Annotated in this window: 14 protein-coding genes and 1 pseudogene; 6 read left to right on the forward strand and 9 right to left on the reverse strand. The window is 66.6% G+C overall.

The features are described 5' to 3' along the window. Window positions 1-155: 155 nt before the first annotated feature. Window positions 156-854 (reverse strand): HAD family hydrolase, encoded by a 699-nt coding sequence (locus R2601_RS03445; RefSeq protein WP_007793615.1) that lies wholly within the window; start codon window positions 852-854, stop codon window positions 156-158. Between the two features lie 95 nt (window positions 855-949). Between R2601_RS03445 and clpS the strand changes: the two genes are divergently transcribed. From clpS to hemF, 4 genes and pseudogenes are all read left to right on the forward strand, one after another. Then, complete coding sequence (gene clpS, locus R2601_RS03450; protein ID WP_007793618.1) at window positions 950-1,312, forward strand: ATP-dependent Clp protease adapter ClpS; 363 nt, start codon at window positions 950-952, stop codon at window positions 1,310-1,312. A 25-nt stretch (window positions 1,313-1,337) separates the two neighbouring features. After that, a pseudogene (locus tag R2601_RS27680) lies at window positions 1,338-2,313 on the forward strand (class I SAM-dependent methyltransferase). A 46-nt stretch (window positions 2,314-2,359) separates the two neighbouring features. Beyond that, window positions 2,360-3,160 (forward strand): SDR family NAD(P)-dependent oxidoreductase, encoded by an 801-nt coding sequence (locus R2601_RS03460; protein ID WP_007793625.1) that lies wholly within the window; start codon window positions 2,360-2,362, stop codon window positions 3,158-3,160. A gap of 55 nt (window positions 3,161-3,215) precedes the next feature. Next, window positions 3,216-4,112 (forward strand): oxygen-dependent coproporphyrinogen oxidase, encoded by an 897-nt coding sequence (gene hemF, locus R2601_RS03465; protein WP_007793627.1) that lies wholly within the window; start codon window positions 3,216-3,218, stop codon window positions 4,110-4,112. Between the two features lie 28 nt (window positions 4,113-4,140). On the opposite strand, the gene R2601_RS03470 is transcribed toward hemF, so the two are convergent. Together R2601_RS03470 and R2601_RS03475 are read right to left on the reverse strand one after the other, a co-directional pair. Then, window positions 4,141-4,755, reverse strand: a complete 615-nt coding sequence (locus R2601_RS03470; RefSeq protein WP_007793629.1) for a response regulator transcription factor — start codon at window positions 4,753-4,755, stop codon at window positions 4,141-4,143. Between the two features lie 250 nt (window positions 4,756-5,005). After that, on the reverse strand, window positions 5,006-7,105 hold the full coding sequence (locus R2601_RS03475) for a methyl-accepting chemotaxis protein (RefSeq protein WP_007793637.1): 2,100 nt from the start codon (window positions 7,103-7,105) through the stop codon (window positions 5,006-5,008). Window positions 7,106-7,251: 146 nt separating this feature from the next. Between R2601_RS03475 and ade the strand changes: the two genes are divergently transcribed. Beyond that, entirely contained in the window at window positions 7,252-8,949 is a 1,698-nt protein-coding gene (gene ade / locus R2601_RS03480) for an adenine deaminase (RefSeq protein ID WP_007793639.1), read from the forward strand. Here ade and R2601_RS03485 read toward each other — a convergent pair whose 3' ends face one another. Together R2601_RS03485 and R2601_RS03490 are read right to left on the reverse strand one after the other, a co-directional pair. Continuing rightward, the gene (locus tag R2601_RS03485; RefSeq protein ID WP_086003292.1) at window positions 8,950-9,354 is read right to left on the reverse strand and encodes a hypothetical protein; all 405 of its coding nucleotides are present in this window, start codon (window positions 9,352-9,354) and stop codon (window positions 8,950-8,952) included. It lies immediately after the preceding gene. Window positions 9,355-9,436: 82 nt separating this feature from the next. Next, window positions 9,437-10,612, reverse strand: a complete 1,176-nt coding sequence (locus R2601_RS03490; RefSeq protein ID WP_007793645.1) for a lytic murein transglycosylase — start codon at window positions 10,610-10,612, stop codon at window positions 9,437-9,439. Between the two features lie 178 nt (window positions 10,613-10,790). On the opposite strand from R2601_RS03490, the gene R2601_RS03495 reads away from it, so the two are divergent. Then, a complete protein-coding gene (locus R2601_RS03495; protein ID WP_007793647.1) occupies window positions 10,791-11,159 on the forward strand; it encodes a response regulator transcription factor in 369 nt (122 codons plus the stop codon). 6 nt (window positions 11,160-11,165) lie between these two features. Here the strand turns inward: R2601_RS03495 and R2601_RS03500 are convergent, their stop codons facing one another. The 4 genes from R2601_RS03500 to R2601_RS03515 form a co-directional block, all read right to left on the reverse strand. Beyond that, window positions 11,166-12,152 (reverse strand): glutathione S-transferase family protein, encoded by a 987-nt coding sequence (locus tag R2601_RS03500; RefSeq protein ID WP_007793650.1) that lies wholly within the window; start codon window positions 12,150-12,152, stop codon window positions 11,166-11,168. A gap of 133 nt (window positions 12,153-12,285) precedes the next feature. Then, on the reverse strand, window positions 12,286-12,690 hold the full coding sequence (locus tag R2601_RS03505) for a c-type cytochrome (RefSeq protein ID WP_007793652.1): 405 nt from the start codon (window positions 12,688-12,690) through the stop codon (window positions 12,286-12,288). 146 nt (window positions 12,691-12,836) lie between these two features. Further along, complete coding sequence (locus R2601_RS03510) at window positions 12,837-13,073, reverse strand: GlsB/YeaQ/YmgE family stress response membrane protein (protein WP_007793655.1); 237 nt, start codon at window positions 13,071-13,073, stop codon at window positions 12,837-12,839. A gap of 5 nt (window positions 13,074-13,078) precedes the next feature. Further along, entirely contained in the window at window positions 13,079-13,321 is a 243-nt protein-coding gene (locus R2601_RS03515) for a hypothetical protein (RefSeq protein WP_007793658.1), read from the reverse strand. Window positions 13,322-13,429: the final 108 nt, after the last annotated feature.

Below are 13,429 nucleotides of genomic sequence, written 5' to 3' on the forward strand. Positions count from 1 at the left end.
GTTTGAAAGCGTAGCACGGAAGATCGCATCGCGGAAGACCGCAATATGTTGATTCTCTGCCTCTTTCGAAGGCAGCGGAGTCCAGATGTTGGGGGCCGTTTCGGACCACCGACTATCACGGCGATTAAGGCAAAAATGTGGCGAAATCGCGAGACTCAGCCGATCTCGCGCACCAGACTCACCAGCCCGCCAAGATCTTCGAGCTCTGCAAACCGCGGATGCGCGGGCTTTTCCGCCGCCTCCAGAGACCACATGAGCTCCTGCGGCACGTAGACTCCCCAGCCGCCCGCCTCGATCGCCGGACGCACATCCGATTTCAGCGAGTTGCCGACCATCATCGCCGCCCCTGCCCCACCCGGGCAGGCCGCGAAGATCCGGGCATAGGTCTCGGGCCGCTTGTCCGAGACGATCTCCACCGCATCGAACCAGTCGCCCAGCCCGGACTGGGCGAGCTTGCGCTCTTGGTGCAGAAGATCGCCCTTGGTGATCAGCACGAGGTGATGATCCGCCGCCAGCGCCTCGACCGCCTCCTGCGCGTGCGGCAGCAACTCGATGGGGTGGGCCAGCATGTCCTGCCCGGCCTTGAGGATCTCGCCGATGACGCTGCCCGGCACCCGCCCGTCGGTGACCTCGATCGCGGTCTCGATCATCGACAGCACGAAGCCCTTCACGCCGAAACCGTAATGCCCGATATTGCGCCGCTCGGCCTCGAGCAGCCGCGCGTCGAGGTGATCGGCCTCCACATGGTCCTGCAGCAGCTCGGCGAATCGCTCCTGTGTCAGCTTGAAGAAACGCTCGTTGTGCCAGAGCGTGTCGTCCGCATCGAAACCGATTGTCAGCAAATTCGAGGCCATAAGGCGAAGACTCCGTCCTGAGCCCTTTTCTCCGGGCGATCACCGATTTATATAGACCCTTCGAGCCACCAACCGCAAAGCGCCTTGAGCCCGAGATGACAATCACCATCACGGAAAAAACCATCCGCCTCGCGAACTCGCCCTCCCTGCCGGGAGATGGCGATGGCGATGCCGATGTGGTCCTGCAGACCAAGCCCAAGACCAAGCGGCCGCCGCTCTACAAGGTGCTGCTGCTGAACGACGATTACACGCCGATGGAATTCGTCGTCCACGTGCTCGAGCGGTTTTTCGGCATGTCCCATGCCCAGGCTTTCGAAATCATGCTCACGGTGCACAAGAAGGGGGTCGCGGTGGTCGGCGTGTTCAGCCACGAGATCGCCGAGACCAAGGTCGGACAGGTGATGGATTTCGCCCGCCGCCATCAGCATCCGCTGCAATGCACCATGGAAAAGGAGTGAGCCGCGCCCCCGCGCCGGCCCTGCCATGACAGCCGAGAGATTGAGTTTCGCAACAAAGGCAGGCCTCACCCTGCCCTCCGATGGCCGCATCCTGCTGATCGGCGCCCCCGGGGACCTGCTCACCGAGGCACTGCCGCTCGAGCGCTGCGCCGTGGTGCAGGGCTTCAATCCCGATCATGACCTGTGGCAGCGCCGCGGTGTGCCCGTCGCTCTGCACCGGAAGGCGACTTTGCCGCCGCCATCGTCTTCCTGCCCCGCTCGCGCGAGCTGGCCGAGGCGCGCGTCGCCATGGCTTGTGCCGCGGCCCCCGGCGGGCTGATCGTCATCGACGGCCAGAAGACGACGGCATCGAGCCCATCGCCAAGGCGGTGAAGGCGCGTGCACCGCTGCTCGGTCAGGTCTCCAAGGCGCATGGCAAGACGGTCTGGTTCACCGCCACCGACGCCTTCGCAGACTGGGCCCGCGAGGCCGCGCCCAACGTCCACGGGCTCTGGACCGCGCCGGGCGTGTTCTCGGCCGACGCCCCCGATCCGGGCTCGGCCGCTCTGCTCGCCGCGCTGCCCGAGAAGCTCGGCGCGCAGGTCGCCGATCTCGGCGCCGGATGGGGCGGGCTCGGGGCCGGTCTGCTGACCCGCGACGGCATCAGAACGCTGCACATGGTCGAGGCCGACCACGCCGCGTTTGAGTGTGCGCGCCGCAACGTCACCGACCCGCGAGTGCAGTTCCACTGGGCCGACGCGACCACCTGGACCCCGCCCGAACTGCTTGACGCCGTGGTGATGAACCCGCCCTTCCATCAGGGACGGCGTGCCGATCCCTCTCTGGGGCAGGCCTTCATCACCGCCGCGCGCAAGATGCTGAAACCGTCCGGGCAGCTCTGGCTGGTGGCCAACCGCCACCTGCCCTACGAGACCACGCTTGCCGCACAATTCCGCAACAGCGACGAGATCGCCGGGGACAGCCGCTTCAAGATCCTGCACGGCTCTCGCCCGAACCGGTGATCTTCGCTAACGTCACCCCGACGCGCCAACTCTCAGGGAACGCCGAATGAGCTATTCGATCGAAGGCAAGACCGCCATCGTCACCGGAGCCGCGAACGGCGTCGGTCTCGCCATCGCACGGCACTTCGCCGACAAGGGCGCCAACGTGATGTTCGCCGACATGGACGAGAACCGGCTCGCCAAGGAATGCGGGCAGGAAACCGACGGCGGCAACATGTGCTACTTCGCCGGCGACCTGCGCGAGAAGCTGACGCTGAACAACCTGCTCTCGGCCACGCTCGACCAGTTCGACCGGGTCGATATCCTGATCAACGGGGCGCGGCAGATGATGCCGACCGATCCGCTCGACCTCGAAGACGACACCATGGAAACGCTGATCGGGCAGAACCTGATGCCGGCCTACCGGCTCAGCCAGATCGTCGCCAGGCGGATGATGAAGCAGTCGAACGGCGACAGCGACCGGCAGGCCGGCGCGATCATCAACCTCTCGTCCATCGCCTCGCGCCGCACCCAGAAGCAGATCCTGTCCTACTCCGTGTCCTGCGCCGCGCTCGACCAGATGACTCGCTCGATGGCAGTCGCACTGGCGCCCGAGCGCATCCGGGTGAACGGCGTCGGCTTCGGCTCGGTGATGTCGGCGAGCCTCAAGGACAAGCTTAAGGATCACCCGAACTACCGCAAGGAGATCGAAGCCAACACGCCGCTTGGCCGCATCGCCGCGCCCGGCGCGCTGGCCGAGGCGGTTCAGTTCCTCGCCTCCGAAGGGGCGGGCTTCATGACCGGTCAGATCCTCACCGTCGATGGCGGCCGCACGCTGATCGACCCGGTTGTCGCCCCCGCGCACTGATTGCCCCCGCCCCCGCTTGGGTCTAACACGGGCCCGCATAGCGAGGAGATCCACGATGACCGACACCGATGCCTTCGCCGAGCGCAAGATCCGCGCCTCGGACTGGTTCCGCGCCCTGCGCGACGAGATCGTGGCGGCCTTCGAGGGGCTCGAGCAGAGCCATGACACCGGCCCGTTCTCCGACGACGCGCCCGGAGCCTTCGAGGTCACCCCCACCAGCCGCACCGCCGAGGACGGCTCCGATGCCGGTGGCGGGCTGATGAGCGTGATGCGCGGTGGTCGGGTGTTCGAGAAGGTCGGCGTCAACGTCTCCACCGTTTACGGCACGCTCGGCGAGGCGGCGCAGAAATCCATGGCGGCGCGCGGCGTGCCGGGGATCGAGAGCGACCCCCGCTTCTGGGCCAGCGGCATCAGCCTCGTCGCCCACATGCGCAACCCGCACGTCCCGGCGGTGCACATGAACACGCGCATGTTCTGGACCCCGAACGCCTGGTGGTTCGGCGGCGGCTCCGACCTCAATCCCTGCATCGAATACGACGAGGACACGGCGCATTTCCACGCCACCCAGAAGGCGCATCTCGACCCACACGGGCCGGCGCTCTATCCCGAGCTCAAGGCCTGGGCCGACGAGTATTTCTACATCCCGCACCGCAAGCGGGCGCGCGGTGTCGGCGGCATCTTCATGGACGACCGCAACACCGGCGACTGGGACGCGGATTTCGCGCTGACGCAGGATATCGGCCGCGCCTTCCTGCCGGCCTACCTGCCGCTGGTGGAAAAGCGCCGGGTGATGCCCTGCGACGCGGCGGACCGTGAGACGCAGCTGGTGCATCGCGGGCTCTATGCCGAGTACAATCTCGTCTATGACCGGGGCACCAAGTTCGGTCTGGCCACCGGGCACGATGCCAACGCGGTTCTGATGAGCCTGCCGCCGCTGGCAAAATGGATCTGATCTTAGGGTGACGCGTGGCGCCGGGCGGTCAAAACAGCCCGGCTTCCTTGGCGATCATCGCCGCATGGGTGCGGTTCGACGCGTTGATCTTGCGATACAGCGACTTCACATGCAGCTTGACGGTCGGCTCGCGGATGTCGAGATCGCGGGCGATTTCCTTGTTGGACTTGCCCTGCGTCAGCCCCTCGAGCACCTCGAGTTCACGCGGCGACAGCTTCTCCGCGAGCGGGTTTACCTCGGTCTCTTCCTCGGCGCGCATGAAGTCGAGCGGCGCGTATTGCTCGCCCATCGCCATGAAGCGCACGGCGTTGACCAGAGATTTCGCCGAGAGGGTTTTCGGCAGGAAGCCCGCGGCCCCGGCCTCGAGCACCTTTTCCGCCACCTCGCGGCTGGCGGTGCCCGAAATGATCGCGACGCGGCGCGCACCGGGCAGCGCCTGCATCCGGGTAAAGCCGGTCAGCCCGTTCATCCCCGGCATCGAGTAATCGAGCAGAACGAGATCGAAAGGTCCGTCCGTCGCGACCCGCGCCTCGGCCTCGGGATAGGTCGAGACCCCGATGGTCTCGAAACTGCCCTCGCCTTCGAGAAAAAGCTCGAGCGTGTCGCGCAGGAGGTCATGGTCATCGGCGATGAGAACACGCATGGCAGTCGTCTGTCGGGCGTCGGGACGCATCGCTAAATCAACCTTCACCTCGAAATCCCCTGTCAAGTTCCACGAATCACCTTTCGGTTGTTCTTCTAGGCTGGTCCGGAAAGGAGGTAAAATTAAGGAAGGCGTTCGCTACGCTGCGTAACGGTCACGGCTATCCCACTGGTCACACGGTCATCTTAGCACAGACCTCCGGAAAAGCGGGCTTTTCGACAGATATTTTCTGGCTGTTGCCCCAAGACGCTCATGCTGCCCTTAAGTTGTCCTCCGGGCCGGATGCCTCGAGCTCGAACTCGGACACGAGCGCCGCGAGATGCTGGACCCGCTCGGCGATCTCGTGCGAGCTGTCTCGGCTGCCCTCCGCCGCCGTGCCGTTCTGCGCGGTGAGTTCGTTGAGCCGCCGAATGGCATCGTTGATTTCCTCGAGTTCGCGACTCTGGCCGTCGGCGGCGGTGCTCACGCCCGAGAGCACCTCATCCACCTTGCGGATCTGTTCAAGGATGGTCTGCAACGCGCGGCCGGTCTCTCCGACCAGATCGACACCGCTCTTGACCTCGGCGGCGCTCTCTTCGATCAGCGCCTTGATCTCGAGCGCCGCGTCGGCCGAGCGCCCGGCGAGGCTCTGCACCTCCATCGCGACCACCGCAAAGCCCTTGCCGCTTTCGCCGGCGCGCGCGGCCTCGACCCCGGCATTCAGAGCCAGAAGGTTGGTCTGGAACGAAATATCCTCGATCACCCCGGTGATCTGGGCGATGCGGCCGGAGGAATCCGCGATCCGGTCCATCGCGTTCACCGCGCGGTCGACCACCCCGCCGGAGAGATCCGCGCGTTCGCGCGCGCCATCGGCAAGGTCCTTGGCATCCCTCAGCGACCCGCTGGTCTGGCGCAACGTCTCGGTCAGTCCGGACACGGTGTCGGAGGTGCGCGCGATCATCTCGACCTGGCGGGTGGTCCGATCGGCGAGGTCGGACGCCGACACCCGCATATCCGACGCCTGATCGCGCAGTTCCGAGACGGTGCCTGCAAGCGTCAGCATGACCTCGCGCAGGCGCGCGGTCGCGGTGTTGAAATCGGTGCGGATCGAGTCGTATTCCGGCGCCAGCGGCGCGTCGAAGCGCAGGGTCAGCCGGGCATGGGCCAGCGCGTTCAGCCCCTCGGTCACCAGCTCCACCACCTGGCGATGCTTGTCGTGCAACGTGGCTTCCTCTTGTTCACGCCGTTCCGTGGCCGCCCTGGTGATCTGCTTGAAGCGATAGATCGACCGCGCCATCATCCCGATCTCTCCGCGCGCCTTGATATGGGGCACCCAGACCTCGAACTGGCCGCCGATCACTTCGTTCATCACCGCCGTGAGCCGGCGCAGCCGCCGCGTGACGAGCTCGGACTGGAACAGGGCGAAACCGGTGCTGAGCAAGGCCACCCCCGCCGTCAACAGGGCCTCGAACCGGAGCGCCTGTCCCGCCTCCGCCGCACCGGCGGCGGTCAGTTCCGCCAGCTCCGCGACCAGCGCGGCCTCGGCCCTGCGCAGATCGTCGATCCACGCGGTCGAGGCCGCGAACCACGCCGGCGCGGTCAACCTTCCCCGTTCGCCGCCATAAGGCAGCGCCACGATAGCCTGGCGCATCGGCTCGAGCCTGCGCGCCGCCGGCGCGTCGGTCAGCCCGGCCACGAATCCCGGTCGTCCGAGCACCGCCTCTGCCCGTGTCAGGAAGGCGCGCTGCCGGGCACCGAGATCGGTGAAGCGGCGGTGCACCGGGTCGGCGAAGCGGGTGCCACCTAGCCCGGCGGCGCCCATCGCCCGCTCGAGCCCGGCGCTCTCTTTCGCCAGGGCGACCAGTTCAGCGGCCTCCATCAGAGTTGCCCCCGGATCGCCCCCGGCACCGAGGCGCACCCGGCTCGAGGCCGCCATCAGCGTCTCGATGATGCCGGTGTAGTACCCCGCAAGCTCGGGTACGGTCAGCGCCAGCGCATCGATCTGCTTGCGCCGCTTGGCGAGCGCCGCCATCCCGTCATCGACCGTTGCGACCTGCTCCGGCGCGACGTCCGACAACACCGCACGATCCGCCAGATGGGACTCGATCGCGGCATCCGTGGCCTCCCGCTGGGCGGCAAGCTCGGTGCGGAAATTGCGCCCGAGGGACGAGCTGAACCCGGCGGAATAGCCGCGTTCCTTCTGCAATTCATGCACCAGGTCCGCGACCGCCCCGGATTCGGCGGCGACCTGAGACACCATCCTTTCGCGCTGGGACAGCTGTGACAGCGACGACAATCCGTTGCCAGCGAGGTACAGCACAAGCAACAGGAGTGGCGCAATGGCACTCAGCAACATCAGGCGCAGGCTCATTCCGTGGCATCCCGTTCAAACACAACCCTCCGCATGGTGTGCCGCATGAGGCGTTAAGATCCCTTGAACGCTGGCACCCCCTCATCCGGCCTGTCGCCCCGGTGGCGGCTGTGCCAAACTCTCGCGAAACAGCAGCGGAGGCCGGCATGGCAGATCTCGAAACCCGCATCGCGCAGGGGCGCGGCGACGCCCCGGCAGACCGCGTCCTGCGCGGAGGCCGCATCCTCGATCTCGTCACCGGCGACCTCCTCGAAGGCGACGTGGCGATCTGCGGCGACACCATCGTCGGCATTCTGGAGGACTACGAGGCGGGCGAGGTGATCGACGTGAGCGGCCTGATCCTGGTGCCCGGCTTCATCGACACCCACCTGCATATCGAGAGCAGCCTCGTCACCCCGTTCGAGTTCGACCGCTGCGTGACCCCGCGTGGCGTCACCACTGCGATCTGTGACCCGCACGAGATCGCCAACGTGATCGGCGCGGCGGGCATCCGCTACTTCCAGGAGGCCAGCGCGCATACGTTGATGGACATCCGCGTGCAGCTGTCCTCCTGCGTGCCGTCGACGCATATGGAGACGGCGGGCGCCGAGCTGCTGGCCGAGGATCTGGCACCGCTGATGGGTCATCCGTCGGGCATCGGGCTGGCGGAGTTCATGAACTATCCCGGCGTGATCCACCGCGATCCGGAGGCGATGAAGAAGCTGCGGCTCTTCGAGGGCGGCCATGTGGATGGCCATTGCCCGCTGCTCTCGGGCAAGGATCTCAACGCCTATGTCGCCGCCGGCATCCGCACCGAGCACGAGGCAACCAGTGCCGGGGAGGCGCTCGAGAAGCTGCGCAAGGGCATGCGGGTGCTGATCCGCGACGGCTCGGTCTCGAAGGACATGCACGCGCTGCAACCGCTCCTGAGCGAGCGCACGGCGCCCTACATGTGCCTGTGCACCGATGACCGCAACCCGCTGGATATCGCCGAGCACGGCCATCTCGATTACATGATCCGCACGATGATCGCGCTCGGCACCCCGCCGCTCGCGGCCTATCGCGCGGCGACGCTGTCGGCGGCTGAGGCCTTCGGGCTCAAGGATCGCGGAATGATCGCGCCGGGCAAGCGCGCCGATATCGTTGCAATTGACTCGCTCGAAGGCTGCCATGCGCAGATGGTGCTGGCAGGCGGCGTGGTGGCGACCGACGCAGCCTTCGCGGCGCGCGGATCGGTCGAATCGGTGGGGCGCGGATCGGTCAAGGCACCGCGGCTGGTGCCCGGGCAGTTCCGCGCCATCGGCAATCGCGAGGAAACCGACGTGATCGGCATCCGCGAGGGGCAGATCCTCACCGACCACCTGCGCGAGACGATCGCCATCGAGGACGGCGACAAGCGGCCCGACGCGGCGCGCGATCTGGTGCGCATCGCGGTGGCGGAGCGGCACGGCAAGAACGGCAACGTGGCCACCGGATTCGTGAAGGGGTTCGGGCTGCAGAGCGGGGCCATTGCCTCGACGGTCTGCCACGACCACCACAACATCGCCTGTGTCGGCGTCGATTACGACGACATGGCGCTGGCTGCGAACCGGCTCGAGGAGATCGAGGGCGGCTTCGTAGTGGCGCGGGGCGGCGACATCCTCGCCGAGTTGGCGCTGCCGGTGGCCGGACTGATGAGCCTCGCGCCGTTCGAGGAGGTGCGCGACCGGCTGGTCGAACTGCGCGCCGCGGCACGGTCTCTGGGTGTGACGCTGGAGGAGCCCTTCCTGCAGCTTGCCTTCCTTGCCCTGCCGGTAATTCCGTCGCTGAAGATCACAGACCGCGGCATGGTCGACGTGCTGAAGTTCGAGATCATTCCGGGCTGATCAGCCGCCGTCGCAGCGCCGATAGGTCAGGTCCACGGGTTCAGCCTCGGGCCCGGTTTCCTGCCGCTGCAGGCGGTCTCCGTCTTCCGTGAGGGTGAGCGACACGTCTTGTGACCAGGTCGTACCTTCGCCGGTATAGGAGAACTCTGCCGCGACCCGCTCCGGGCCGAGATGCTCAACCTCTCGCAGCGTGGCGCGGGACTCATAAAAGGTGAGGTGGCGGGCGGTGACGACCATCAGGCCCTTGGCGTCGGCCCGGCCCCGCTCGCAATCGGCGTCGACAAGCCCCCAGCGGCCCCGCATGTCGTCGGGCAGCACCTGAAGCTCCACCTCCTCGGGTGGGGTCGGCGCCTCGTCCGGCGCACACATTCCGACCTGCAATAGCGACAGCAGGGCGACCGGCAATGCGATATCCCGTATCATGGCGAAGTAACGAGGAGCCCCCGGGCAGGGTTCCGGCCCGGATCAGACCTGTATCAAACGTGGGTCAGAGCAGGTTCAGCAGTTCGATTGTGGGCCAGCCATCCGCCGGCAGGCCCAGTCGGGCCTGCATGTCGCGGACCGCCGAGCGCGTCCCGGCCCCGAGAATGCCATCGATGCCGCCCACGTCGTAGCCCTTGGCGTCCAGCGCACGCTGCAGCGCCAGCATCTGCTCGCCCGAGAGGCCGGGATCGGGGTTGCCCGGGTCATAGACCGAGGCGCCCTCCAGCCGGGAGGCGAAGTAGGCGGCGGTCATGACGTAGGTAAAGCTCTGATTCCACTCAAAGTAGACGCGAAAATTCGGATAGGCGATGAAGCTCGGCCCGCCGCGCCCCTGCGGCAGCAGGATTGAGGCCTCGAGCCGGCCGTCATCCAGCGCCCCCTCGCGGGCCCGCACCCCGAGGCGCTCCCATTCGGCCACGCTCATCGTGGTCTCGAGCCCGGTCTGCGACCAGTCCATGTCGGCGGGCAGGACAACCTCCTGCAGCCACGGCTCGCCGTGGCGCCAGCCCAGCTCCGAGAGCATCTTGGCCCCCGAGAGCAGCGCATCCGGTGCCGAGGTCTTGAGCGTGACATGGCCATCGCCATCGCCGTCCATGCCGTTCTCGAGGATGTCCCTGGGCAGCATCTGCACCATGCCGATCTCGCCCGCCCAGGCGCCGGTGGTGGTGGCAGGATCGAAGTCACCCCGCTCGTAGAGCTCCATCGCGGCGAAGATCTGCGGCCGGAAGATCTCGGGGCGGCGGCAGTCATGCGCCAGCGTGACCAGCGCGTTCAGCGTGTTGAAATCCCCCTGGAAAGCACCGTAATCGGTCTCGAAGGCCCAGAACGCCAGCAGCACCCCGCGCGAGATGCCGTAATCGCGCTCGATCCGATCAAAGACCTCGTCCCAGCGCTGCGACAGCTGGCGCCCCCGGTCGAGCCGGTCCTGGCTGATCAGCTTGCGCGAGAACTCGATGAATGGCGTCTGGAAGATGCCCTGCGCCCGGTCGCGGCGCAGCACGCTGCTGTCCTGCCGCGCGCCGGACAGGAAGCGCCGCGCCACCTCGGCGTCGTGGCCCATCGCCACGGCCTCGTCCCGCAGCCCCGCCTTGAAGGTCTGGAAATCGCCGCCGCAGGGCACCTCCTGCGCGAAAGCCGCACCGGAGAGCGAAAGGGCGATGAGACAGGAGAGCGCGCGCATGTGAACCTCGTTTCCGCGTTTGGCGGCACAGTACCAGCCCGGTTTGGCGGCGCAAGAAGCGGCATCCCGCTCATGTTTGCGTTTCGTTCACATTCCTTACGAGTTCGTTAAACAATTGTTTAGAACTGAGGAAGACAAAGGCCTCATCGCCTGGGGACGACTGCCATCGGAGACGCGCATGAACGTGCTCATCGTCGAAAGTCGGAAAGAGTTGGGTGGCCTGTGGTCGCGCCATCTGGCGCGGCTCGGCGCGACGGTCACCGTCGCGCTGACCGAAGACGAGGCCACCGGCCACCTGCTCGACAGCCCGACCGACATCATCGTCCTAGACCTCGTGCTCGACGAGGGCAGCGCCATCGCGGTCGCGGATTTCGCCAATTACCGGAGGCCCGAGGCGAAGGTGATCTTCGTCACCAACACCTCGTTCTTTTCCGACGGCTCGATCTTCCAGCTCTGCAGCAACGCCTGCGCCTACCTGCCAAGCGCCACACCGCCGGCGGACCTGGCCGCGATGGTCGAGCATTTCGGCCAGCCCGAGCCGCACTGAGCCCGCTCAGGCGGCCTTGAGCGCCTCCCGCCCATGCGGCGCCATCAGGTCGAGGTCGGGGCCCACCGGGATGATCCGGTTCGGATTGATCATGTCATGGCTGTAGTAGTAGTGCCGCTTGAAATGATCGAAATGCACCGTGTCGGCAACGCCGGGCCACTGGTAGAGCTCGCGCGTGTAGGCCCAGAGGTTGGGATAGTCGACGATCCGCGCCTTGTTGCACTTGAAGTGCACGTTGTAGACCTGATCGAAGCGGATCAGCGTGGTGAAGAGCCGCCAATCGGCCTCGGTGACGCGGTCCCCCATCAGGTAGCGGCCTTTCGAGAGACGCTCCTCGATCCAGTCGAGGCTCTCGAAGAGCGGCCCCACCGCATCGTCATAGGCCTCCTGCGAAGTGGCGAACCCGGCCTTGTAGACGCCGTTGTTCACCGTGTCGTAGATCCGCGCGTTGACCGGCTCGATGGCCTCGCGCAGCGCCTCGGGCCAGTAATCATCACTGTTGCCGGTCAGCCTGTCGAAGGCCTCGTTCAACATCCGGATGATCTCGGCGCTCTCGTTCGAGACGATGGTCTCGCGCTCCTTGTCCCACAGCACCGGCACCGTGACCCGCCCCGAGATGTCGGGCTGCGCCTTGGTGTAGATGTCGCGCAGGAACGGCAGATCGTAGAGCCGATCACCGGTGGCGCCGGGGAAATCCGTCTTGAAGGTCCAGCCATCCGACAGCATGTCCGGATGCACCACGCTCACCGGGATCAGCTCCTCGAGCCCCTTGAGCGCGCGGAACACCAGCGCCCGGTGCGCCCACGGGCAGGCATAGCTGACATAGAGGTGATAGCGCCCCGGCTCGGCCTTGAAGCCGCCCTCACCCGAGGGGCCGGCACTGCCATCGGCGGTGATCCAGTTGCGAAACGCCGTCTCGCTGCGTTGAAATTTGCCGCTGTCGTCGTTGTAGTCCCAGCGGTCCTGCCATTCGCCGTCAACCAGCAAACCCATCGGCTCTCTCCTCTTTGGTTGGGAGAGAAATTAGGCTTTGGACGCCAGCAGGCAATTGCGGCGCGGCGCGCAGGGTCTTCGCGCAGCCGCACAGCCCGACCCGGAACGGACGCCGCGCCGGGCTGGCCGGGGGCTATTGCTGGATCGACTCAAGGTAGTAGGCGATCGACAGGATGCGTCCGCGTGCCAGCGCCTCGGCGCCGCCCATCATGCCGCTTTCGGTCATCAGACGCGACTTGAAGACGGTGCCCCAGATCGGCATCGGATCGCCATGCGCCCGCAGCTGGGTGCGGCCGTCGATGATGTGGATGACCTCGAGCATCGGAAACACGCCGTCATTGTTGGCCGAGAGGTGCGTCAGGTCGGGCATCTCCACGGTCAAGAGCTCAGCCAGAGACCCCTGCCCCATGCCGCTTTCGCCGTGGCAACCGGCGCAGCCCTCGACGAAATCCTGCTTGCCCATGTCATCGGCCAGCCCCGCCCCGGCGCTCAGCGCGAGGGCCGCAGCGGCGGCCAGCGTGGTGTTCAGACGTGTCATGTCGTGTCTCCCCTTCATCGGTGATGAGCCTCCCTCACGTCGCGCGATCATATGCGCGAAGTGACATGTCAACGAAGCGCCGGTTTACGCAGCGCCACCTTGACCTGCCTCATTGACAGGAACGGGAAGAGGAGGGGCGGCCCGGCTCAGCGCCGGTTGTAGACCTGCCAGAGCCAGAGCAGCAGCATGGCGCCCAGTACCGCGCCCACCAGCCCGGCCAGAGCGCCGGTCACCGCGATCAGCAGCCGCAGCACCAGCCCGCCGATCACCGCCCCGGCGATGCCGAGCGCCATGGTCTGCACGAGGCCGAGTTCGATCCGCATGAAGCGCGTGGCGAGGAACCCCGCCGCGGCGCCGATGATGATGAGCCAGACGACCGACATGGGCCTTACCTCCGTCCGCGCCAGTGAAACGGCACGATGATCAGCGCCCCGATCGACGAGGCGATGGCGTTGAGCCCCGGCGAGCCGAAGCCGATGCCGAACATCAGCCGGATGAAATATGCCAGGAAGGCGCCACCGATGCAGATGATGATGCTCGGCAGGATGCCGTTGCGGGTGAAACCGCTGCGCTCCGAGGCGTAGCCGACGATGCCCGCGATCACCACCGTGCCGATCAGCGTGGGAAACATCAGCCCGCCCCCAGCGTCGCGCCCTGCGGGATCGCCATGCCGCGCAGGAAGGTCTCGGCATCCTGCGCCCCCTTGCCCGCGCGTTGCGCGCGCGTGACCTGACCGCGC

Origin of the sequence: Salipiger bermudensis HTCC2601 (assembly GCF_000153725.1) — a bacterium.
Lineage (GTDB): Bacteria > Pseudomonadota > Alphaproteobacteria > Rhodobacterales > Rhodobacteraceae > Salipiger > Salipiger bermudensis.

Excerpts from the sequence above, each read along its gene's own strand:
- hemF (WP_007793627.1), top strand. The coding sequence starts at position 3,216 with ATGACCGACACCGATGCCTTCGCCGAGCGCAAGATCCGCGCCTCGGAC.
- R2601_RS03505 (WP_007793652.1), bottom strand. The coding sequence starts at position 12,690 with ATGACACGTCTGAACACCACGCTGGCCGCCGCTGCGGCCCTCGCGCTG.
- R2601_RS03510 (WP_007793655.1), bottom strand. The coding sequence starts at position 13,073 with ATGTCGGTCGTCTGGCTCATCATCATCGGCGCCGCGGCGGGGTTCCTC.
- R2601_RS03500 (WP_007793650.1), bottom strand. The coding sequence starts at position 12,152 with ATGGGTTTGCTGGTTGACGGCGAATGGCAGGACCGCTGGGACTACAAC.
- R2601_RS03495 (WP_007793647.1), top strand. The coding sequence starts at position 10,791 with ATGAACGTGCTCATCGTCGAAAGTCGGAAAGAGTTGGGTGGCCTGTGG.
- R2601_RS03470 (WP_007793629.1), bottom strand. The coding sequence starts at position 4,755 with ATGCGTGTTCTCATCGCCGATGACCATGACCTCCTGCGCGACACGCTC.
- R2601_RS03460 (WP_007793625.1), top strand. The coding sequence starts at position 2,360 with ATGAGCTATTCGATCGAAGGCAAGACCGCCATCGTCACCGGAGCCGCG.
- R2601_RS03475 (WP_007793637.1), bottom strand. The coding sequence starts at position 7,105 with ATGAGCCTGCGCCTGATGTTGCTGAGTGCCATTGCGCCACTCCTGTTG.
- ade (WP_007793639.1), top strand. The coding sequence starts at position 7,252 with ATGGCAGATCTCGAAACCCGCATCGCGCAGGGGCGCGGCGACGCCCCG.
- clpS (WP_007793618.1), top strand. The coding sequence starts at position 950 with ATGACAATCACCATCACGGAAAAAACCATCCGCCTCGCGAACTCGCCC.
- R2601_RS03445 (WP_007793615.1), bottom strand. The coding sequence starts at position 854 with ATGGCCTCGAATTTGCTGACAATCGGTTTCGATGCGGACGACACGCTC.
- R2601_RS03515 (WP_007793658.1), bottom strand. The coding sequence starts at position 13,321 with ATGTTTCCCACGCTGATCGGCACGGTGGTGATCGCGGGCATCGTCGGC.
- R2601_RS03490 (WP_007793645.1), bottom strand. The coding sequence starts at position 10,612 with ATGCGCGCGCTCTCCTGTCTCATCGCCCTTTCGCTCTCCGGTGCGGCT.